This window comes from Bacteriovorax sp. PP10 (assembly GCF_035013165.1).
GTDB lineage: Bacteria > Bdellovibrionota > Bacteriovoracia > Bacteriovoracales > Bacteriovoracaceae > Bacteriovorax > Bacteriovorax antarcticus.
In genome coordinates, this window is the sequence record NZ_JAYGJQ010000002.1 from 1,375,432 (window position 1) to 1,398,815 (window position 23,384).

The window sequence follows — 23,384 nt, forward strand, 5'->3', positions numbered from 1 at the left end:
ATTTACGAGATCTTTTTGTTTTCTTGATTTTCGCTTCTTAGCAATCAATGTTATTTTAGATGCCTCATGACAAAAGACAAAAGCTATTTTGATCGCTTCAGTATCACACAGGAAATTACCATCGCAGTAGTTGCTGTGATCTTTTTGATGATTTCTGTTTTAGGGGTCATCGTGGCCAAGGCCCTGATCAAAAATAATGAAGAGAAAATTGCCTGGCAGAAAAAAACCAATCTACAAATTGCGACAAGCTTGCTTGCTGATCCTATCTGGACTGTTGATACTAACAATATCAAAAACGCAGCTTCGACTTTCGTAAAAGACGACAATCAAATTATCGCCGTAAGAGTTCTTGATGAGTACGGAGACATCCTGGTTGAAAACCGCGACTCTTCAATGCCTACCGGGAATTTCAAAGACCTCTTAAAAGTAAAAAACAGATTCTTAGATACGGGTGCCATTCGCCGTAACAACGAAAAAATCGGAACGGTTGAATTTATTTATTCAACTCAAAAGTTTAACGATGAGTTGAGCTGGCTGATTATTAAACTGGGTATTTCTTTTTTAGTGGTAGGTTTAAGTTTTGGGGCCCTGATTTTATGGCGCATGAAAAAAACCATCACCGAGCCGGTTAACCGTATCGTTGAGACTTCTAAAAAAATTGCCGAAGGAAATTATCAGTTCCAGGTTCCTGAAGAAAACGTTATTGAGTTTCAACTTATCGCTGAAGCATCAAGTGCGGCCGTTCGTGCGATTAACGAACGTGACCTGGAACTAAAAAGACAAATCGCCAAGGCCGAACAGGCGACAAAAGCAAAATCAAATTTCGTATCGACAATGAGTCACGAGATCAGAACACCGTTAAATGCCATTATTGGTTTAACAGAATTAACCCTTGATTCAGATCTAAGTGGCGAGCAAAGAGACAATCTGGAGACAGCTAAGCTTTCTGCAGACTCGTTACTATCTATTATCAACGACATTTTGGATTTTTCTAAAATTGAAGCGGGGAAACTTGAACTTGAAATGGTGGACTTTGATCTGATTGCCCTTTTAGAAGAGTGTGAAAAAATCCTGGCCTTGTCTGCTAAAAAGAAAAATCTTAATTTTAGATTCCACTATCGCACTGAAGATAATTACTTCTTCAGAGGCGATCCACATAGACTTAAGCAGATTCTTCTTAACATCATCAACAATGCGATTAAATTTACCTCAGAACAAGGGGAAGTTAATGTGCACTTATCAGTCATACATAGAGAAAATGGTTTTGCCCTTATTCGTTTTGAGATTCAGGATACGGGGATCGGAATTGATAAAACGAAAAGAGATAATTTATTCGAGGCCTTCAGTCAGGAAGATCAGTCTACAACCAGAAAATTTGGTGGAACAGGTTTGGGTCTTTCAATTTCTAAAAAACTTATCGACTTAATGGGTGGAACGATTGGAGTGGAGAGTGAAGTAGATGTCGGAAGTACTTTTTGGTTTCAGTTGCGTCTAGCAATTGGAGACAAAAAAAGATGAAGATTGTCATCGTTTTGTTGTTGAGTGCATTTTGTTTTGCCACTCAAGCAGAATCTTTAAGAATCGCGACAGGTGAGTACGTCCCTTATACTGGGGAAAATATTCCGAATCAAGGAATAAGCAGTATGGTCGTCAGGGCCGTATTTAAAGAACTCAAACAAGACATTCATCTTGAATTCATGCCATGGAAGCGAGTGATGATGCTGGTTGAAAACGGGACCGTCGATGGGTCATACCCCTGGAGTGCTAATAGTGAACGCTTGAAGAATTATTACTTTTCAACACCTATTCATCAATACCGTATTTTTTCTTTCACTAAAAAAGGCAACGAATTTAATACTGCAAAGAGTTTAACTGGGAAAACAATCTGCATTCCCGATGGTTGGGACAAGTCCCCTTTTAATTCTTTGATAGAAAAATCGAAGATGAAAGTATTCAGTCCAGGAACAGTTGAGTCGTGTTTTGGGATGTTGGCACTCGGACGAGTGGATATTATTTTTATCAATGAGCTGGTTGGTAAGTATGTTGTGGATAAGCTTTTTGGAAAGAAATCTCCTCTAGTGGCCAGTGAAAAAGATTATCTACGTGAGGGCAACGAGTTGCACTTCATGGTTTCTAGGAAGTCACCGAATGGGAAAAAAATCATTAGTGATTTCAATCGCGGTTTGGAAAGAATAAAAGCGAATGGAGTTTATGATGCTATTGTTAGTGTTATATCCACTTGCGTGACTTGTAATCAATTAGGGTCATTGTAATCGTTCGTTCCAGGTCATAGTTATAAACCTGTCCCAACTCTTTCTCACTTTTACTTCCATCACATGTCCAGTTTGTTGCTGCCAATTCATGGTACTTGTCTGGAGTCAGGCGAAGATTGTGCGGAAATAACCTGTAGAAGAAATTTAAAACCATTGCCAGTAAGCGCACTAAAATAAGTGGAAGTGGAAGATAGAGAATCCAATTTTTCTTCAACTGCTTTTTAATTTCACTGATCAATTGTTCAAAAGAAACCACCTGCGGGTTAGCACTAAAGAAGATCCCTTTCTTTTTTTGAACAGCAACGAGAACAATTGTTTCAACCAAATCAAACACGCAAACAAAACTATAAAGTTTCGTTTTTGAGTTTTGTCCTGGAAGCAAAATCACTCCACCTTGAACCATCTTGAAAATATCCAGCACGGCCGGATCGCGGGGACCGATAACCATCGGAGGTTTAATCACTGACAGCTGCCACGAAGTGGGTGCATTCATTGCTAAAAGTTCTTCAGCTTTTTTCTTAGATCGCCCGTAAACGCTTACAGGAAAATCCATATCAAGTTCAGAGCGCGATGATGTCCCAAGGCTAGGCCCTGAAGCAGCGAGCGACGAAATCAAAATGAAATGAAGATTGATAAAACGTTGCTTTAAATTTTTAACCAGGTTTTCAGTTCCACCGGCATTCACGCGGTAGAACTCAGAAGGCGAATAAGTGTGAACGATTCCTGCCGTATGTATGCACGTCTCCAGGTCTGCTGGAAGAGACTCAACCCATGAGAGAATCTCTTGATCAAGATCACCTTTGATCACAGTTAAACGAGAATTCTCGGCCACCGTAAATTTATGAGGAGATCTGACTAAGGCAAATACATCGTGCCCGTCTTTAAGAAGTTTTTCACATAAGTGAGAACCCACAAAACCATTGGCACCAGTGATTAGAATTTTCATTTTTAAAGGGCCTTTTCAACCAGACGGTAGCGCTTGTAAGCTTCTCCTGACATTCTGATTAACGGCTTATTCATTTCGAGATTGCTCTCTAAAATCCAGCTAAGCTCGACATCTTTAATTTGAGGAGTTTTTAAAAGAGTTTTTTGCGTGTTTCTATAAAGAAGAGTTTCAAGTCCCATTTTACGGTATTCTTTTTTAATACCCATCATGATGACTCGAGCGCGTGTGATGCGTTTTTTAGGTGTCATCAATTTATAAATCGCCATTGGACTTAGGTTTCCGCTCGGGATGGTCTTGAAGATCTGGTTTAAATCCGGAATCGTTAAGATGAATCCTGCTTCAACACCATCAACCATGGCGAACTGAATAAGTTCCGGGTTAATGATCGACTTCATATCTTTGGCCGTATGTGCAAATTCTTCCTTCGACATCGGAACAAATCCCCAATTAGATTCCCAGGCAGAGTTGTAGATATCAAAAATAATATCCAGTTCAGCATTCCAGTTTTTTAAATTAACTGTTCTGTAAGTGACTCTTACTTTCTTCTCAGCACGTTCAGCAATATCTAAAATGAGTTTTGGTAAAACATTATGCGGATTAAAATTATAAGCAAGTAAGTCCATTGCTTTGACGAAACCTTTATTTGTTAAAAGAGTTTCATAATAAGCAGGATTATACGTCATCATCACTTGAGGAGCGTCGTCGTATTTATCAACTAAAAGTCCGCACTCATAATTCGTTCCCGGATTCATCGGGCCTTGAATAGAAGTCATGCCTTGAGCTTTTAAATAAACAGCTGCCGTATCAATTAAGGCATCTGAAATTTTTTGATCGTTAATCACTTCGTACAAACCGAAGTGACCAACTTTATTATTTTCGTATTTATTATATGAGAAATTGTGGATGGCCATGATTCGGCCGACAACGACATTGTCTTTAATAGCGAGCCACGCTTTCACGTGGGCCGTTTTATAAAATGGATGTTTAGCAATGTTTAGAAGATCATTCACGGCCATCTTTAAAGGAGCTACCCAGTGTGGATCATTTTTATAAATGCTCCAGGGTAATTCAACAAAGGCCTTTTTGTCTTTTTTGTTATTGAGGTCAATTTCTTTAATTGAAAAGCTCATAACAAAACCTGATCCCTAGTGTAGATGCGATGGAATTTCGAAAACTTTTTTAGCTTCAGCGAATACTTCAAGAACTTTCGTTAAGTCAGCTCTGTCGTGAGATGCCATGTAGCTTGTTCTGATTAGCGCTTCCCCTTTAGGTACTGCAGGTGGAAGAACCGGAGTAGCAAAGACTCCTTTAGACTCAAGATATTTTGTCATCTTAACCGCTTTCATATCGTCACCAACAAATAGTGGGATGATAGGCGTTTGAGATCCGTAAGTATAAAATCCTAATTCCTGGAAACCTTTTCTCATGAACTCAACGTTCGACCAAAGGTTAGCTAGGATTGAATCATCTGAAGTCACTACGTCGATACAAGCTGAAACAGTCGCAACTGCAGCAGGTGGCATAGAAGCAGAGAACATGAACGAGCGAGCAGAGTGACGAACGTAATCGATTGCGTCTGCTGATCCAGAGATAACTCCACCAATAGATGCGAAAGATTTAGAGAACGTTCCCATGTTGAAATCAACGTCTTTTGTTACGTCGAAGTGGTTCATAGTTCCGCGTCCCTGATGCCCCATAACTCCAAGTCCGTGAGCATCGTCAACGTAAACGTATGCGCCGTACTTTTTAGCAAGAGCAACGATTTCCGGAAGACGAAGAATATCACCAGTCATTGAGAAAACACCGTCAGCTACGATGATCACGCGGTTAAAGCGTGAAACGTTACTTTCTAGTAATTCTTCTAATGAAGACATGTCATTGTGTTTGTATTTAAAAGTTGTACCGATTGCTAGTCTTGAAGCATCGATAATAGAAGCGTGGTTTTCAGAGTCAAAAAGCATTAAATCTTTTGGACCGCAGATAGCTGAAAGCGCACCAAGGTTTGCTTGCATACCTGTTGAGAATACGATCGCTTTTTCGTGACCTAAGTACTCAGCAAGTTTTACATCTAGTTCGTCGTGGATATTAAGGTTACCGTTTAAGAAACGTGAACCCGTACAACCTGTACCGTATTTTTCGATCGCTTTAATAGCGGCTTCTTTAACAAGTGGGTGGTGAGTAAGGCCCAGGTAATTGTTAGATCCGATCATGATTTGCTTCTGACCTTTTACAGTCACAGTCGAAGCTGCCGTTTCTTCAATAGCTCTAAAGAAGAAGTATAAATCATTGTCGCGAAGTAAGTTCGCACGCTCAATGATCTTGCTATCAGAGAAAGGCTTTCTCATAGCACGTTTAATAGTAGAGTCCATTTCTTGGCCTTGAAGAGTTTCTTGTGTGTTGTGTTTCATAGGACGCAAAATTACTCCTATAGACCGGTATCGTCAATTATTTATGACCATATATGAAAATTATACCGAACTAAATTGGCGTAAGAAGTAACCAAAGCACTTGATAACATTGAGTGTAAATTTAAGGAGTAGGCCATTAGGCCTTTTTGGAAAGGATCGTGTCGAACTTCTTTTTCATCTCTTCACCACGGGCCTCTGTGGAGATTTTTATGTAAAGCTCGTCCTCAGTTTTACGTGGCAGGTCTTTAAAGGCGATACCGATTTTGGTGCGTCCATCGGACATCGGGATATGGGCCGCAATCTGGGCGATGGGTACATGATAATTTTTGCGGTCAAAGCGCAGGGTGCACTCAGTATAAAGTTTTCCTTTCGGGAAGCGCTCACATTCAGCTGCTTCAACGATAAAACTCGTTCCACTGATAGAAATATCTAAAGCATCAAAAACTTGTTCATCAATTTTGAATTGAATAGGGATCACGTCGCTGGCATTCAAGCGGAAGTTTCCACGGGCCTGGCTCTTATAGATCTCTTGCTGAATTTCGATGGTGTAACTTAGGTCTTCAGGGTGAAATTTTAAACGTCCACCAGTGAAGTAATTGATCTTGTCTTCGACAGGAATTTTTACCAGGACTTGTTTTCCGGCCTTCGTGCTACCCGTGATTTTAGTCATGAGTTTACCGGTAGGGCGCAGTTTTATAATCCTAGGATGAGCGAAATACTCTACGGCTTCATAAATTTCTGCCAGCTCTTCATCTTCGCCTTTTTCCCACACAGTTAGTGGAGGTGAAGACTCAAGAGTACAGTGCATTAACATGCTCTCCACGAATTCTTCGTGAGACGCAACTTGGAAGTAATGCTTTTTGTTTGGGTCTTTTTTCTCGGTCATACCTTATTAATCGGTACTTAGGTCCTTTTACTTTAATCTCAAAGCTAATGGCCTGAAAATACTGTGACGAAGCCCGAGACACTTTGTATAATTGCCCCCTATGGAAAATTCAAGTTTCAATCTCGATAAAATGGAAGTCGAACTTATAGACGGTAAGGCCATCTATAAACTTCAAACGAATTCAGGCCTAATCATCATGAATGATTTGATCGGAAAGACTTTTAAGATTCACTCCGGAAAGGAAATCAACTGCTGCAACTGCGGGAAGAAGACCGCTAAGAGCTACTCAGGTGGTTACTGTTATCCTTGCTCATTAAAGCTTGCTGAATGCGATATGTGCATTCTTAAACCTGAGCTTTGCCACTTCGACAAAGGAACGTGCAGACAGCCTGATTGGGGGCTACAACATTGTATGATCCCTCATTATGTCTACCTGGCGAATTCTTCAGGACTCAAAGTCGGGATCACTAGAACGTCTCAGATTCCTACCCGCTGGATTGACCAAGGTGCAATTCAGGCCTTGCCTATATTAAAAGTAGGAACTCGTTATATGTCAGGAGTTTTTGAGAAGCTCTTGAGTACTGAGATCAATGATAAAACTGACTGGAGAAAAATGCTCAAGGGCGATCCGGATGAGATTGATCTCGAGGCAAAACGCGATGAGCTCTTTGAACTCTTCGGCGAAGATCTGGACGATTTAGAAAACCGCTTCGGTAGCGACAAGGTTTCTATCCTTGAGAGCGAGCTGGTTGTGGACATTAAGTACCCGGTTGAGGTTTACCCTGAAAAGGTGGCTTCGGTATCACTCGACAAAGCGGAGGTGGTAGGTGGTAGACTGCAAGGTATTAAGGGGCAGTACTTAATTTTTGATGTTGGTGTTATTAATATTAGAAGCCATACTGGCCATAAAGTTCATCTAGAACTGTAAATTATATTCGAGGAAAAAACTCATGAAAACAGATGCTCCAAAAGTGATTAAATTAAGTGAATACAAACAACCAGACTATTTGGTTGAGACGATTGATTTAACATTTCATTTAGATTCTACAAAAACTCTAGTTCAATCGAAGATGACAGTTTCAAAAAATACAACTGATGCAGCTCCTTTAGTTTTAAACGGAGAAGAGCTGATTTTAAAATCAGTAAAAATTAACGGTGAGGCATTCACTGATTACAAGCACGATGAAGAAGTTCACACGTTAACTTTAAATAGAGTTCCAGCTGGAAGCTTCACGCTTGAAATTGAAAACGAAATTAATCCTGAAGCTAACAAGACTCTTGATGGTCTATATAAATCAGGAACAATCTTCTGTACTCAAAACGAGCCGGAAGGATTCAGAAGAATCACTTTCTATGTTGACCGTCCAGACAACATGGCAAAATTCACGACGAAAATTATTGCTGATAAAAAACTTTACCCAATTCTTCTTTCTAACGGTAACCCGATCGCTAAAGGTGACCTTGATGGCGGAAAACATTTCGTGACTTGGGAAGATCCATTTAAAAAACCTTCTTACCTGTACGCTTTGGTAGCTGGGGATTTAGGATTCATTAAAGATACATACAAAACAACTTCAGGACGCAACGTTGCTCTAGAAATCTATTGCGATAAAGGAAATGAAGATAAGTGCCACCATGCTATGGAGTCGCTGAAAAAATCGATGAAGTGGGATGAAGATCGTTTTGGTCTTGAGTACGATCTGGATATTTATATGATCGTTGCTGTTGATGCTTTCAACATGGGAGCAATGGAGAATAAAGGTTTAAACATCTTTAACTCTGCTTACGTTTTAGCTGATCAAAAAAGTGCGACTGATGGAAACTTCTATGGAATCGAATCAGTAATTGGCCATGAATACTTTCACAACTGGACAGGTAACAGAATCACTTGCCGTGACTGGTTCCAGTTAACACTTAAAGAAGGATTAACAGTTTTCAGAGATCAGGAATTCTCTGCTGACATGAACTCAAGAAGTGTTGAGAGAATTCAATCAGTGCTTGGTCTTCGTGCTTCTCAGTTTGCTGAAGATGCAGGCCCTACATCTCACCCGATTAAGCCCGCGACATACATGGAAATTAATAACTTCTATACAGCTACTATTTATGAAAAAGGTGCTGAAGTTATTCGTATGATCCAGACTCTTTTAGGAGTGGATGGATTCAGACGTGGTATGGATAAATATTTTGAGTTATTCGACGGACAAGCAGTTCGTACAGAAGACTTTATTCATGCAATGAGTGTTGCAAACGATAATTTTGACTTTACTCAGTTTAAAAACTGGTACGGACAAAACGGAACGCCATTACTGAAATCAACTTCGAAGTATGATGAAGCTAATAAGCGTTTAACTTTAACATTGACTCAGTCGTTCCCGGCAAACGCTCCAAAGGATGCGAAGCCATACCATATGCCAGTAAGAGTAGGGTTAATTGGAGCTGACGGAAAAGACGTTGCTTCAAAAGTTTTAGAATTAAAAACACCAACTCAAGACTTCGTGTTTGAGAATATTTCTTCGAAGCCAATCACTTCTGTGAACCGTGATTTCTCGGCACCGGTTAAATTAACAACTGACTTAAGTTTTGATGACCAGTTATTCTTAATGGCCCACGATTCAGATTCGTTTAACCGTTTTGAAGCAGCTCAGGTTGTAGCTCAAAAACTTATGCTTGATTTGATTCAAGATGCTCACGCTAAAAAACCACTTGAGTTGAACGCCAAATACGTTGCTGCTTTTGGGAAAGTTTTAGCTGATACAACTATCGATGAAGCTTTCAAAGCATTGTCGATGACAATTCCAAGTGAAGGAATTCTTCACCAGGAATTAGCTGAAATTTACTACCCTGAAACAGAAGCTGTAAGAGATTTCGTGATGAAAACTTTAGCGACTGCTCACCAGGATATTTTATTAAAACTTTTCACTTCAATTGATCAAAAGGGAGAGTATAAACTTGACCCGAAAGCAATGGGACAAAGAGATTTAAAAATTAAAGCTCTTAATCTTTTATCAATGGTTGATGGAGATAAATATAAAACTCTGGCATTCGATCACTTCAAGAGTGCAACGAACATGACAGATGAAATCGGAGCATTGAGTGTTTTAATTAACTCAAACTCTAGCTTCAAAGCAGAAGCACTTAAGTCGTTCTATACAAAATGGAAGAGCGAAACTCTTGTTATGCAAAAATGGTTATCGGTGCAAGCAGTTGCATCTGATGATTCAGCTTACGATAATATCCTGGCACTTGAAAAAGACAGCATCTACGATCGTACGATTCCAAATCTTGTAAGAGCTCTGCTTGGACAATTTGCAGCGAACAACAAAGTTCAATTCAATCATCCATCGGGACGTGGTTATAAATTAGTAGCAGATCGTATGTTAGAGCTTGATAAGTTAAATCCTCAAGTCGCTTCTCGTCTTGCTTCTGGATTTAAAGACTACAGTCGTATTCCGAAAGATCTTCAAGCGAAGATGAAACCGGAACTAGATCGTATTATCAAAACTGATGGTCTATCTAAAAACGTTTACGAAATTGTTTCTAAGATTTTAGCTTAAAAAATAATGACCACTGTTATATTCCAAAAGAGATAACAGTGGTTTTCTTAACAAAAGTAAACCATTATCAATTGTTCAAAACTTGTTCAATAGTTAATAAGTAGATCAAATTAACTCCTAATTAACTAAATATTCACTTAATTAACTCATTTTAAAGGCAGATTTGAGACGTAGAGGTCTTAAATAATTTTCTAAGTTATTGGTTTCTGACTGCCGATAAGCAGGTGGGTACTTATACCTTAGAATGAGATTTAGATGAGATACGCAATTTCAATTTTAGTATTAGGGTTTATTGTTTCAGGATGTGTTCCTGCTGCTAGTAAACTTTCTATTAGTGGAAACAAGAAGGACTCAAAACAAGCTTTAACTGCGAGCGTTTCATCAGTTCATTTTATCAATAATCAACTCGTCATCAATGGAGCAGGTCTTGTTAATGTTCAAAATGTAAAAGTCAGCGGGCATTCGCTTTCTGAAAATTTTACGATTGAATCACAGACTGCCACAAAAATTATCGCCAATTCAATTCATGGTTTTTCTTTTGATGTTTCAAAAGTTTTTGATCTTATTTTATCAGACGCAAGTGCCAGTGCGACTTTCGCCATTGATTTTTCATTATGTAATGCAAGTTTAGGAACAGCGGGATTTGATTGCACAACACCGTCTAATAATGATGTCCTTAGTTTTGATACAGCATCTAATAAATGGATTCCTAAAGCGCTTAGTGGTTTAAGTTATAGAGGTGTCTGGGATGCCAATACAACTGAGCCCGTCTCAACGATTGTCGGACAATACTACATTGTAGATACGGCCAATCTTCCAACTTATAAAGTCGGTGACTGGATTGTGTGGAATGGAAGTGCTTACGATATCGTGGCCCAGTCTGCTGTGGCCGGTGTGCCAACAGTCTTTAGTCGAACAGGGGCGATTGTAGCGACGGAAGGTGATTATAAGTTAGATCAATTATTTGATGTTGATTTAACAGTCGCACCGACAGCAGGACAAGTTTTAAAATTTAATGGTACGAAATGGATCGCTGATACTGATACGGCCGGTGCTGCTGGTGGAGCAGGGTCGGTGACAACAACTGAGCTTGCCGATGGATCAGTGACCGGTACAAAAATTGCCAATACGACTATTACAAATGCAAATATTTCAGCAACGGCCGCTATTGATTACTCGAAATTAAATATTTCTGCGGGGGCCATTCCTTATGCAAAATTAAGTATTGCGAACGGAGATATCCCTTATGCAAAACTAAACGTTGCTAACGGAGATATTCCTTACGCAAAATTAAATATTGCTGATGGTGATATTCCTGCCGCTAAAATCGCGGGCCTTCCTTCTGCTGCGGCCATTTTAGCTACGACAATTACAGATGGTGATACAACTCATGCACCGGATGGAAATGTTGTGTTCGATACACTTGCGACGAAATTAGATAAGACTGGTGGAACAATCTCTACGATCTTAAATGTACCTACACCGGTTTTAAATACTGAAGCGACGACCAAGCTTTATGTTGATACTGCAGATAACTTAAAAGCGAATAAAGCCGGGGATACGTTCTCTGGTATATTGACACTGGATAATGATTTAAAAATTAAAGGTGGATCAAATTACGTAACAGTGAAAGGAAATGCGGCCAGTGCGGCCTATACTTTAACATTACCTATTAATGCCGGTGCTTCAAATCAGGTGTTAACAACCAATGGATCAGGAGTTCTTTCCTGGTCTAATACAAGTGCCGTGGTGAGTACTTTAGATGCCGCTAATATTTCTACAGGAACTGTAAGCAATGCTGAGTTTAACTGGCTCGATGGAGTGACGAGCTCTATTCAAGATCAATTAAATGCAAAAGAGGCGAGTCTTCCAACTGGTGGAACAACTGCACAGTATTTTGCCGGTGATAAAACTCTTCAGACATTAAATACGGCAGCGGTACCGGAGAGCGGAACAAATTATTATTTTACAGACATAAGAACGAGAGCTGCGACGCTAACAGGATTGTCATCGGCCTCAGGGTCTATAGCAGGAACTGATACTGTTCTTAGTGCTTTTGGAAAACTGCTAGGAACTCAAGGGGATTATGTTTCGAAGTCTGGCAATACAACTGTTTTAGGAAAAATTACAATTGATAATACAGTTGGTGAGCTACATGTTCCAACTCTTCCTACTGTCGGAGCGGATCTTACTCAGGCAGCAAGCGCTGGTTATGTTCAAAATGTTTTAGGAGCTGTAGGTCAGTGGATAAAAACAGCTTCTGATCTTGGGTACACGGCCGGGAATGTGGGAATTGGTGTAGCTGTTCCAGGGGCGAAGTTGCATGTTATGAATGGTGCAACTGCATTTGAAAAAACGAGTGCTGATACTTCAGGTCCAACTTTTAGTTTTTGGAAACATAGAAATTATGCGGCCACTGTCAGTGGTGATGAATTAGGATTTATTTCTTTTTTTGGTCATGATGGAACTGGCCTTGCCCGTTCTGCTTTTATCTTAGGTAAAACGGATGGAGCTCCAGCAGCAGGATCTGTTCCTGGGAGTCTTGGGTTTTATACGACGACAGCAGGAAGTGCTGACAGTACTGAAAAAATGCATATCTCTGCAAATGGAAATGTGGGTATTGGAAAGCCATCGCCAGGCAGTGCTCTTGATGTTGCAGGACAGATTACTGCTGATGCATTTCTTCTTAGAGGAGAAATGTACACCTTTGGATGGGATGCTACTGTCTATACAGGTTCAAGCTCTTCCATGGGAATTCCCCAGGGCCCAGGTGTTCATATAACGAACGCTAATACGGCGGATGGTACTGTGAGTATGTTTACTGGTGCCAGTCTAAATACCTTAGGTGTCACTCAAACGTTTTATATGGGTAGTGTGGCAAACACTGCAGGTTATGCTCCGACAATTGTTTTTGGTCAAAGAACTGGTAATACGGCCTACAATGAAAGAATGAGAATCGACGCTTCTGGAAATGTAGGAATTGGAACATCAAATCCTCAAGCAGCACTGACGGTTGCTGGTACTATTGCCAGTACGCCTCCGGCACCATTTGCAGGAGCAGCAGTTGATCTTTCAAAAAGTAATACGCAAGTTTTAACCAATGTTGGGCAAGCGGCGATTACTTTATCGAATATGGTTCACGGTGGATCTTATACTTTAATTATTCAAGATACGACTTCAAGAACTTATACTTTCACTGGATGCACGACGAGTAAATTTCAACCGGCCAATATTCCAACGATAGCGGCAACTCATACTATATATAACATCATGACTGTTTATAATGGAACAAACTATGACTGTTATATAACGTGGTCATCAGGTTATAATTAAGATGAAGTCTTTTCTTTTTTTACTCTTATTTATTTCTTCTATAAATTTTGCCGATGCGCAAATGTTCAATCAAATGACTGGCCTTCTCACGCAGACAAAAAAAACTCGCTGTGGAAGCTTTTCTTCTAATTGGACACCTGGAATGAATAGCAACATCGTTGGGTATTGGAAAATGGATGGGGCCTTAGGAGCTGCTGCAGACCTCTCGTCCGTTCCTGCAACGACTGGTAGTAATGGTACAATTCATGGAACGACTGGCTCATATGTGGCCGGGGCTATTTCTCAGGCATTAAATACGACTGGAGCAAGTACTTATGTAGAGGTTCCTGCTTATGCTGGGATTAATGATCTTGCGACCATGACATTAATGACCTGGATTAAAGTTTCTGCTAACACTGCTGGTGGGCTTTTTTATAAAAGTGATAACAATACTAGCCAAGGCTGGTACTTTTTTATCAACTCTGGAGATTATAGATTATTTTTTAATGCTGTCGCTGGAACTAACTTGAAATATAAAACTCATAACGATACTTCTTTGATCGCTGGTACCTGGGCACAAATCGTCTTAACATGGGATGGAGTTGTGACATCATTCTCTGGTGTTCATATCTATGTTAATGGTGTGGAATGGGGAACTGCTGGTTCTGGGTTCACTCAAAATGGCGCCGGGGCACACAATTCAGATGCGGCCCAAAAGCTTTTTCTTGGCTACGGTGGCAGTGGAGTTCCGGCCCATTTTACAGGTGCTATGGATGAAACCGCAATTTGGAACAGGGTCTTGAATGCAGCAGAAGTCGCACATCTTTATAAAAATCAAAAGTGTAATTAAGTAAGGGCAGGACTTGGCTTCTATGAACTTCAGACAAAAAATCCTTTTTAAAATAATGAACTTCTGGCCACCATTTTTGGGAGCAGGAATTCATATTGATCATATTTCAAAAGATTTTTTAGAAATTGATGTTTCGTTGAAGCTGCGATTCTGGAATCGAAATTACGTAGGAACTGCTTACGGAGGATCTCTCTATTCGATGTCAGACCCCTTTTATATGCTCATGCTGATCAATTTGTTAGGGAAGGGCTATATTGTCTGGGATAAGGGCGCTACGATACGTTTTAAGCGTCCAGGAACGTCTAAGGTGTATGCTCAGTTTAGATTAACGAATGAGCAGTTGAATGCTTTTAAAGAAGAACTGAAAGGTAAAAATAGAATCGAACCTGTTCTCACTGTTTATATAAAAGATGAAGAAGGCGAGGTTATCGCTGAAGTGGATAAGGTTCTATATATTAAAAAGAAGCTATAGCTTAAATCGAATTTTTCTTTAGCTTTATTATTCCAATCGATAGTGAACCAACAAAGTTCGGTACTGTTCAGTTCGTGTTCCAGAAGCTAGACAATCTCTTTAGTAATGTAAAAGAACACAATAAGTTGTCACTTTTTCCACTTCATAGACTTGTATAAGTAGTTAAGTACTTACAATTAAATACCGATAAATTAATTAGTTTTAATCAACATAAACTGGTTATGAATGAAAATTTATTGGTGCTTTTTTTTATTGATCCTTTTCATTTTTGCCGGTTGTGTACCGGGCAAAAGTGATTTGGCCGTTAGTATAAATAAGAAAAGTAACGCCTCAACAACTAGTGCCAGTGTCTCTTCAGTTCAAATCATTAACAATCAATTAATCATCAATGGTATCAGTCTTGCGAAAGTTTCAAATGTTAAAGTAAGTGGCCATTCACTCAATGAAAACTTCTCTATTGAATCACAGACTGCTACAAAAATTATCGCCAATTCAGTTCATGCTTTTTCTTTTGATGTTTCAAAAGTATTCAGCTTAATTTTATCGGACGCTAATGCCAGTGCAACTTTTCAAATTGATTTTTCATTATGTAATGCAACTTTAGGTGGAGCAGGTTTTGATTGCTCAGCTCCGGCCAATAATGATGTACTGGTTTATGATCAGACATCAAATACATGGATGCCTCGTGCACTTGCAGGAATTAGTTATAAAGGGACATGGGATGCTAATACGTCTGAGCCAACATCTACAATTGTCGGCCAGTACTATATTGTTAATGTGGCAAACCCTCCAACGTATAATATCGGTGACTGGATTATCTGGGATGGGAGCGCGTACGATCATGTGGCCCAGTCTACAGCGGGTGGAGTCTCAACTATTTTTGGAAGAAGTGGGGCAGTGGTTGCTGTAGAAGGTGATTACAGTCTTGATAAATTACTTGATGTCGATTTAACAGTCGCTCCGACGGTAGGACAAGTTTTAAAATACGATGGAGTGAAGTGGATTGCTGATAATGATATCGCAGGAGCATCAGGTGGAGCTGGATCAGTCACAACAACTGAGCTGGCCGATGGATCAGTGACAAATATTAAAATTGCAGATGTTGCTGCTACTAAAATTACAGGCGCTATCACCAGCGCTCAAATTACAGATGGGGCCATTGTCAATGCTGACATCAATGCGGCAGCAGCGATTGATTATTCAAAATTAAACATTCCAGCAGGTAGTATTCCTTACGCAAAATTATTGATTGCGGATGGTGATATTCCTGCAGCTAAAATTACAGGACTTCCTTCTGCTGCGGCCATATTAGCAACGGCAATCACTGATGGTGATACAACTCATGCACCAGATGGGAATGTGGTTTTTGATACACTTGCGACGAAATTAGATAAAACAGGTGGAACAATTTTAACAATCTTAAATGTTCCAACTCCAGTTCTGGGAACAGAGGCCACAACAAAAGATTATGTTGATACAGCTGATAATTTAAGACTGCTAAAGGCCGGCGGAGTTATGTCTGGAATTTTAACTCTGGACAGTGATTTAAAAATTAAAGGCGGAAGTAATTACGTTACTATCAGAGGGCATGCGACTAGTGATGCTTATACTCTGGTTTTACCTATCGATGCAGGAGCTAACAATCAAGTCCTGACGACGAATGGTTCAGGTGTTTTAACATGGACGACTCCGGCGTCAGGAGCAGTGGCATTAACAGGTGACGTCGGTGGGACTTCAGGTGCAACTGCCATTGGTACAGGTAAAGTCACGGCAACACATATTCTTGATGGAACAATTATTAATGCTGACATTAATGCTGCAGCGGCAATTGATTACTCAAAACTCAATGTTCCGGCAGCAGCGATTCCGTTAACAGCATTGAATGCAACTGGAACAAAAGATTCAACGAAATATTTAAAAGGTGATAATACGTGGGCCACTTTAACGACTGATGTGCTGGGAACGGCGCTGACAGGATTAACGCTCACGAATGCAGCAATCACTGCAAGTGATACAGTCATTTCAGCATTTGGAAAATTACAAAAACAAGTGACAGATTTTTCCGGGGCCACAATGAGTGGAGACCTTACAGGAACTCTGCCAAGTCCTACAGTTGCAAAAATTAGAGGTGTCACTGTCTCAGCAGCGGCCCCAACTGATGGACACTTTTTTAAGTACACGACAGCAGGAACTAACTGGATATCTTCATTTGTGACGGCGACGGATTTAAAATCAACGGCCTTAGGAAATTTATTTCCAGGGACAGGATGTGCTGCCAATCAGACATTGTATTATTCAGTTGTAGGTGATGCTTTTTCTTGCGTGAATATTGATTCACTTGATGGAGATAAAATTACCACAGGGACAATTGCAGCGGCAAGACTTCCAGCTAGTGCAAGCTACTGGGGAGCAGCGACAGGTGGGATTAATTATGCTGGTGGAAAAGTAGGTATAGGAACAGCTTCTCCAATGATGCCGCTTCATATCCATACGGCGGCAGGAGCAGATCCAAATATTCTTTTCACCGATGGAGATCTATCGCATCCATTCTCAGTTTTTAGTTCAGTGATTCCAACTACGGCTTCGGGCTACATCGGTAACATTAATGGAACTGGCGGTGGGTTAGGTTTAACTGGAGTTACGTCAAATGCTACGACAAGCGGAGTGGGGTTGATTGCTTACTTAGGTTCAACGGCACCAACTGCTTCTGCCTTTTATTTACAAGCTACCAAGTCTAACGGTAGTGGTAATATTGCTGCGCTTGGAAGTAATGAAACTGTGCTAAATGTGACAAATGCGGGTACTTCAGTTCTTACAGTTATGGGCTCAGGCAATGTCGGGATTGGAACATCAACACCTAACGCTTATTTAAATATCGCTGGAAATAAATCTCAGGCCTCATGGACAACGACGGGAGCAAATTTTGCAATCAGTGCAAATACATTAACCGATACGTCGGGAAGTGGAACAATTGCGACTCGTGCAGTTTCTTCTATTGGGATTCCTACACTTGCTTCTTCAAGCGCAACAACTTTAACTACAGCTTCTAATTTATATATTGCAGGAGCACCAGCTGCTGGAACAAATACAACTATTACGAAGGCCCTTGCTCTACAAGTTGCGGCCGGTGATACAAGTTTTGCAGGTAACGTCGGGATTGGAACAACTACTCCAATCGGAAAATTAAGTATCGAAGGAACAGGCGCAGTTGGGATGCAGATCAAATCAACAGGTGCTTCTGCTATTGATACAATGAATTTAATTAATGATTACAATGCGCTTGGAAATTTTTGGTTTGCTAGAGGGACTTCTGCATCAGCAGCTCCTGCCGCTACAGATAAATTGATGAATTTAACGAATGAAGGAATTCTTGAAATCTATGGACAGCAAGTAAATGGGGTGACAGATAAATCAGGTGTTCTTTCTTTAAAGACATCACCATCGGGTGTTAACGGAACAAAGAATGAAGTTTCAATGGGGTTCTATGCTGATCGTACCAGCTTAAATACGATGTCAGGATATTTTGGATACGAAAGCGGAACAACATTTGATATGACAATGATGAACTCAAAGAATGGAAACATTATTTTGGGAACTAATAATACAGAAAAGGTAAGAATTACTTCTGCTGGATATGTGGGAATTGGAAATAATAATCCAACGAAAGCTCTAAGCGTTAATGGCGATATAGAAGCGCTTACTTTAACGGCCAATACACTTTCAGGAGCAGCTATTAATGCAGGAATTTCAAATGTTTCATCGGGAAATTCCGGGTGGGTTCTTGGTGGTTTTAGAAACACTGCGGCCGATGGTTATTCTGGATTTCAAATGCTTGATGATGGTGGTGGAACTAAAGGTTTTATGGGCTTTTCTAACTCTGGAGCAACTTATCTTCCGAACTCTATTTTTTATACATCAGAAGGAGCGGGAGTTCCCGTCATTTTAGCAGCTAATAAAATTGAAAGAGTAAGAGTTACTGATACAGGAGTTGGGATCAACGGTAGCAACAGCACTTATATGTTTTATGTAAATGGGACAGCAGGGGGAACGAGCGCTTACGTGAACGCCTCAGATCGTCGTTTGAAAAAAGATATAACAACGATTCCAAATGCATTGGAAAAAATTAGTCAGATCAGAGGGGTCACTTATAACTGGAATCACGATGTTCATCCAGAACTGGTTTTAGGCCATAGAGAAGAGATGGGAGTTATCGCTCAGGAAATTGAAAAAGTTTTTCCAGATGCGGTGACAGAAGATAAAACCAACGGGATTAAGTCAGTGGCCTACACTATGTTAATTGCTCCGCTTATTGAGGCAGTTAAGACTCTTAGTAAGTTGGTAACGGATCTTTTCAGTACTACAGAAAAGAACACGAGAGAGATCGCTTCAGTTAAATCTGAGCTGAGTGCCAAAGATCAGGAAATTAAAAAACTGCAGCGAGAAAATGCTGAGATGAAAGTCCGTTTGGATAGAATGGAAAAAATGTTAATGAAGAAATAGATTTCGTTTTATAAACTCTTAGCGCATTCACCTTTTTTCTCTAGATTGATCCCTGTGTCTTTTGGATTCATAGGATCGGGTAGGCGGAATTCAGTCTTGATAATTTTCTCAGCAAAACCTTTTGTTCCATCAAATTTCTTATTTAAAAGAGCTGTGACTGTGACGGGCCTATTACTAAAGGCCGCTAGTTGAGACGACTCAGGAATTGTCGTGGTAATTTTTAACTCAGACTTGGTCTTTTCATTCACAACGATTGTGATTCCATCTTTTAAAGGACGGATAACGCCTTTTATTGTGTACTCTCCGCATTCGCTTAATTCGTTAGCGTGAAGGGTTGTAGAGACAAAAAATAGGAGAAAGAAAAATTTCATAAATTGAGTTCCTAAAAAACAATCTGAGCGCAGGCATCATTAGAATTTCCATTTTGCTTCTTACGGTAAAGCTCGTTATAGAATTTCTTTTCCTGCAACGTAATACTGAAGACTGCCTGATAGTTATCTTCCATTTGGGCAATGAGTTTTTTACTCGTTTCATCAAGTTTACTCATCGACGGATATTTTCTAAGTATTTCGGCCTTTTTTAATTTAACCTGATTCCATTTTTCAATAATGGCCGCATAATCTGCCTTCTCTTTAGCGTTTTTTGTTTTTTTTGATTGCTCTTGAAAGTATTTAATTGTTCCATCCGGGTCAGATGTTGCAATCAGTTTCCAGCTGAGTTGTAGTGGATTTGAATCTGGGCCACTTTTTTTCTCGATAAAAGTTTCAACAGTATCCGCAAGAGATCCACCCATTTGATTCAAGGTCTTGATCATTTCATCTTGCTGAGCTTTGTATTGTGATATTAATCTTTTTAACTCTTGACCGCTGTAGCCGTTTTTTGTTCCATTGGCAGCGGCCTCTAATGCATTAATTTTCGCAATCAATTCGTTGAACTGATTTTCTCTCTGACAAATGAGTTGATCGCTTGAATTGGTTTTAATGTAATTAGTAAGCTTGTCTGAAATAGGGCTCTTGTAATACATGTAAGGAGTGATGGCCTTATAAACTTCACTGTCAATTTCAGTGCCAGCAGGTGTAGAGATCATTGGGTAACCATTATCTCTTGCGTTTAAGCGCGCTTCTAAAAAGGCCTGCTCAAGGTTTACACCTGGTTTAAAGCTGTTCCATAACTGGCCATTAAAAGTCCCAGCACCCGCGAAGCCATAATGCTGAGGCCCTGTAGAAGTCACAATGCATGTATTGGGAGCATTTTGTTTAAGTGCCTGCGTATTTCCTGAGTGGCAACTCATATCGATAATGCCGAGCTTGATTCCTTTTTGATTTGTTAATTTAACAATTTCTTGAAGATCATCTAAGCTGACAGTGTCTGAACCTGACAGATTGTTAAAATCTGTAATACCTCGATTAGGTGTTTTTTTTGCAGAGTTGACAGCGATTTGGTGAGTGAGTGATTTATCTGATTTTTCCGCACCATGAGTGTCGATAACAATAACTAACTGATCACCAGAAGCAATTTCACCGGACATAATTTTTGCTTTATAGTCCGCTATCATTTTTTTATAAGTTTGTTCATTGAAGGGAGTCGTAGGAGCAGTTGGTCTTGAAAAATTTGTTGCAATGATTGTTTCTGTTTCAGAGTGTCCGCCATTGAATGCAACTTGATACTTCCACTGATTACTTGCTTGCAGATTTTTACCTAGCATCTCTGCCGTACTATCAAAAATAGTTTTAGGCCCATCAGGATCGCCACTACCGCCCATAAGAACCATATGGTTTGCTGCAAATAGAGTTGATGATGAAAATGCGAGAACTGCCAATGTCAGATTTTTAATTATCATTAGATTATTTAAACATGAATTGGGTATTTCGTTCAAGAAAAGGGCATTATGCAAAAGCTTCCTAGCAGTGATAATTCTAAGTTCTGAATATTACGTGATGATTTCTAGTACTTTTCAAGCGTTTCTGCATTCCTAGATTTTTGTAAAAAATTATCCAGGCCATCCAAAGGGGTCTCTTTTTTCTGCTCACATTTATTTTTCTTGGCCACTTCACTGGCACGAAGAAGTGTCAGTGCGTGTTGTTTTAGTGACTCACATCGTATTTGAAATTCTGCAACTGTATTGAGTTTTAATGAATCGGTACCTGCTGCAAAATCAGAGCATTCTTTATAAATTTGATCAACCAGCATTTTAGGTTCTATATCTTCCCAACAAATCTTGTTAAAAAAACTCTCCATTTTATTCTGAAAAAGTTCGTGGGAGAGTTTATTTAAAGTGACATCAAACTCTAAGAGAGCTTTTCGGCTCGGCCTTTCACATATTGGTTGATTTGTAATTACGATCGCAAAACTATTAAACGAAATAAATAATGTAATGAATGTTAAAATCTTTTTCATACAAAATCCTATTTGCTTAATGTGCTTGTTGGGGGAGGAGGTAAGCGCTTTTCACCACTCACTTCTTTAATTTTATCTCGTCCTGAACTGTCGACGACTTCAACCTTATCGCACCTTGGAGTTGTGACCAGTCCTGCAATGTAAACTCGAATAAATTGAGCATTCTCTTTGCAGAATCTAGATAAAAGAGAGTAGGTGTGGCCGATGCCTTTATCAATGTCTTTGGCCGGCAGAGATTCGTTACATTCTTTTATAAATGTTTCTAAAATTTCATCAGCATCTACTTTAGAGGTATTGCAAATAGGATTCATTTTCGCTTGCATTTCTGTACTCATCCGAGCAAGTTCTTTATTTGTTATTTCTTCTGATTCTTTTTGTGTCAGAACATCATTGGCAGGAACAGAATCTGTTGTTGTAAACGGGTTTGAAAAAGTTAAATACTTATTTGTTGAAATATCAATACAAACATCATTGAATGCAAAAGCATTCACCGAAAAAATAAGCGAGATTAATGTCATCAAAAATTTCATAACGACCTTTGATCTCTTGATCAATAATGTGTTTTTTTGTTTATCGGACATATAATTCATTTACGTTAGTACGATGAGAATAGGGGTCAAAGCTTTGATTAAGTTGTTGAAATTGAGACTGGCATGTCGTTTCGTGAAGTATGTTTGTCGGGTATCTTTTTTAATAGAAACCCCTCGGAAAAAGCTTTCGCTTTTAGGGAGGGGTGAGAAATAGCAACTTATTGAAGTAGAGATTTACCAGTCGATTTTAAGTCATCACAAGCAGTAGCAATTCTTTCAGTCATGCCTTTTTCTGCAATTTTTCCCCATTCACGTGGGTCGTAATGTTTCTTCGATCCAACTTCTCCATCGATCTTTAAAACTTTGTCGTAATTTTTCATCATGTAATCAACAACAGGTCTTGTGTAAGCGTATTGAGTGTCAGTATCGATATTCATTTTTACAACTCCGTATCCAAGTGTTTCATGAATTTCATGAAGCTCAGACCCAGATCCACCGTGGAACACGAGGTAGTGTTCTGCTTCTTTACCAAATTCTTTTGCAACAGCAGCTTGTCCGTCACGAAGAATCGTTGGTTTTAATTTTACGTTACCTGGCTTGTAAACTCCGTGAACGTTACCAAAAGTTGCAGCGTACATAAATGTCCCGATAGGGCGAAGGACTTTTGCGATTTCTACCATCTCTGCAGATGAAGTATAAAGTTTATCAGCAGGAGCATGCTCATTGCTGTGTCCATCTTCCTCACCACCAACAACACCAGTTTCAACTTCTAGAATTAAATCTGATTTAACAAATCTTTCTAAAAGCTCTTTTGATTTTTTAATGTTTTCAGCAAGAGGAAGTTCTGATCCATCAAACATATGTGAATTAAATAAATTTGGAAGTCCTGCTGCTCTTCTTTTTTCTGTTTCAGCAACTAATGGAAGCATGAAAGAGTCCACGTATTGAGGGTGGCAATGGTCAGTGTGAAGTGCGATTAATACATTGTATTTCTCGGCCATTAAATGGACATGTTGAGCAATAGAAATGGCACCTAGGGCCATATCTCCCACAGATCCAGAAGCGAATTTTCCACCGCCAGTAGACACTTGAATGATACCATCAGACTTTTTATCTGCGAAGGCCTTCAGTGCAGCGTTAGCAGTAGACATTGATGTTACGTTAATAGCTGGAAAAGCATATCCGCCCTTCTTCGCACTCTCTAGCATTTGTTTATATTGTTTAGGTGTCGCTACAGGCATAAAAATCTCCTTACA

The 23,384-nt window shown here is 39.6% G+C and carries 17 protein-coding genes; 8 read left to right on the forward strand and 9 right to left on the reverse strand.

The window, feature by feature from the left end; all coding sequences use genetic code 11:
• Positions 1-66: 66 nt before the first annotated feature.
• A complete protein-coding gene (locus tag SHI21_RS16700) occupies positions 67-1,518 on the forward strand; it encodes an ATP-binding protein (RefSeq protein WP_323578050.1) in 1,452 nt (483 codons plus the stop codon).
• Positions 1,515-2,273 (forward strand): substrate-binding periplasmic protein, encoded by a 759-nt coding sequence (locus SHI21_RS16705; RefSeq protein WP_323578051.1) that lies wholly within the window; start codon positions 1,515-1,517, stop codon positions 2,271-2,273. The genes SHI21_RS16700 and SHI21_RS16705 overlap by 4 nt, the downstream gene beginning before the upstream one ends.
• On the opposite strand, the gene SHI21_RS16710 is transcribed toward SHI21_RS16705, so the two are convergent.
• The 4 genes from SHI21_RS16710 to SHI21_RS16725 all read right to left on the reverse strand — a co-directional run bounded on the left by SHI21_RS16710 (position 2,230) and on the right by SHI21_RS16725 (position 6,513).
• The gene (locus SHI21_RS16710; protein WP_323578053.1) at positions 2,230-3,219 is read right to left on the reverse strand and encodes an NAD-dependent epimerase/dehydratase family protein; all 990 of its coding nucleotides are present in this window, start codon (positions 3,217-3,219) and stop codon (positions 2,230-2,232) included. The two genes, SHI21_RS16705 and SHI21_RS16710, sit on opposite strands and share 44 nt — an antisense overlap.
• 2 nt (positions 3,220-3,221) lie before the next feature.
• Positions 3,222-4,349, reverse strand: a complete 1,128-nt coding sequence (locus SHI21_RS16715) for a hypothetical protein (RefSeq protein WP_323578054.1) — start codon at positions 4,347-4,349, stop codon at positions 3,222-3,224.
• A 15-nt stretch (positions 4,350-4,364) separates the two neighbouring features.
• Positions 4,365-5,627: a serine palmitoyltransferase gene (spt, locus tag SHI21_RS16720; protein WP_323578055.1), complete on the reverse strand. Its 1,263-nt coding sequence runs from the start codon at positions 5,625-5,627 to the stop codon at positions 4,365-4,367.
• A gap of 136 nt (positions 5,628-5,763) precedes the next feature.
• Positions 5,764-6,513 carry a PilZ domain-containing protein gene (locus SHI21_RS16725; RefSeq protein WP_323578057.1) on the reverse strand — a complete coding sequence of 250 codons (750 nt, stop codon included), beginning with the start codon at positions 6,511-6,513 and terminating at the stop codon, positions 5,764-5,766.
• Positions 6,514-6,613: 100 nt separating this feature from the next.
• On the opposite strand from SHI21_RS16725, the gene SHI21_RS16730 reads away from it, so the two are divergent.
• The 6 genes from SHI21_RS16730 to SHI21_RS16755 all read left to right on the forward strand — a co-directional run bounded on the left by SHI21_RS16730 (position 6,614) and on the right by SHI21_RS16755 (position 19,201).
• Positions 6,614-7,441 (forward strand): DUF2797 domain-containing protein, encoded by an 828-nt coding sequence (locus tag SHI21_RS16730; RefSeq protein ID WP_323578058.1) that lies wholly within the window; start codon positions 6,614-6,616, stop codon positions 7,439-7,441.
• A 22-nt stretch (positions 7,442-7,463) separates the two neighbouring features.
• Entirely contained in the window at positions 7,464-10,067 is a 2,604-nt protein-coding gene (gene pepN, locus SHI21_RS16735; RefSeq protein ID WP_323578059.1) for an aminopeptidase N, read from the forward strand.
• 255 nt (positions 10,068-10,322) lie between these two features.
• Entirely contained in the window at positions 10,323-13,400 is a 3,078-nt protein-coding gene (locus tag SHI21_RS16740; RefSeq protein ID WP_323578061.1) for a beta strand repeat-containing protein, read from the forward strand.
• Between the two features lies 1 nt (position 13,401).
• The gene (locus SHI21_RS16745; RefSeq protein ID WP_323578063.1) at positions 13,402-14,229 is read left to right on the forward strand and encodes a LamG domain-containing protein; all 828 of its coding nucleotides are present in this window, start codon (positions 13,402-13,404) and stop codon (positions 14,227-14,229) included.
• Between the two features lie 22 nt (positions 14,230-14,251).
• A complete protein-coding gene (locus tag SHI21_RS16750; RefSeq protein WP_323578064.1) occupies positions 14,252-14,701 on the forward strand; it encodes a DUF4442 domain-containing protein in 450 nt (149 codons plus the stop codon).
• 297 nt (positions 14,702-14,998) lie between these two features.
• Complete coding sequence (locus SHI21_RS16755) at positions 14,999-19,201, forward strand: tail fiber domain-containing protein (protein ID WP_323578065.1); 4,203 nt, start codon at positions 14,999-15,001, stop codon at positions 19,199-19,201.
• Between the two features lie 8 nt (positions 19,202-19,209).
• Here the strand turns inward: SHI21_RS16755 and SHI21_RS16760 are convergent, their stop codons facing one another.
• From SHI21_RS16760 to fbaA, 5 genes are all read right to left on the reverse strand, one after another.
• The gene (locus SHI21_RS16760) at positions 19,210-19,572 is read right to left on the reverse strand and encodes a hypothetical protein (protein ID WP_323578066.1); all 363 of its coding nucleotides are present in this window, start codon (positions 19,570-19,572) and stop codon (positions 19,210-19,212) included.
• A gap of 11 nt (positions 19,573-19,583) precedes the next feature.
• The gene (locus SHI21_RS16765) at positions 19,584-21,041 is read right to left on the reverse strand and encodes a hypothetical protein (protein WP_323578067.1); all 1,458 of its coding nucleotides are present in this window, start codon (positions 21,039-21,041) and stop codon (positions 19,584-19,586) included.
• A 104-nt stretch (positions 21,042-21,145) separates the two neighbouring features.
• Positions 21,146-21,598, reverse strand: coding sequence for a hypothetical protein (locus SHI21_RS16770; protein ID WP_323578068.1), 453 nt, complete (start codon positions 21,596-21,598; stop codon positions 21,146-21,148).
• Positions 21,599-21,606: 8 nt separating this feature from the next.
• On the reverse strand, positions 21,607-22,128 hold the full coding sequence (locus SHI21_RS16775; RefSeq protein WP_323578069.1) for a hypothetical protein: 522 nt from the start codon (positions 22,126-22,128) through the stop codon (positions 21,607-21,609).
• A gap of 218 nt (positions 22,129-22,346) precedes the next feature.
• Positions 22,347-23,369, reverse strand: coding sequence for a class II fructose-bisphosphate aldolase (fbaA, locus tag SHI21_RS16780; protein WP_323578070.1), 1,023 nt, complete (start codon positions 23,367-23,369; stop codon positions 22,347-22,349).
• Between the last annotated feature and the right edge of the window lie 15 nt (positions 23,370-23,384).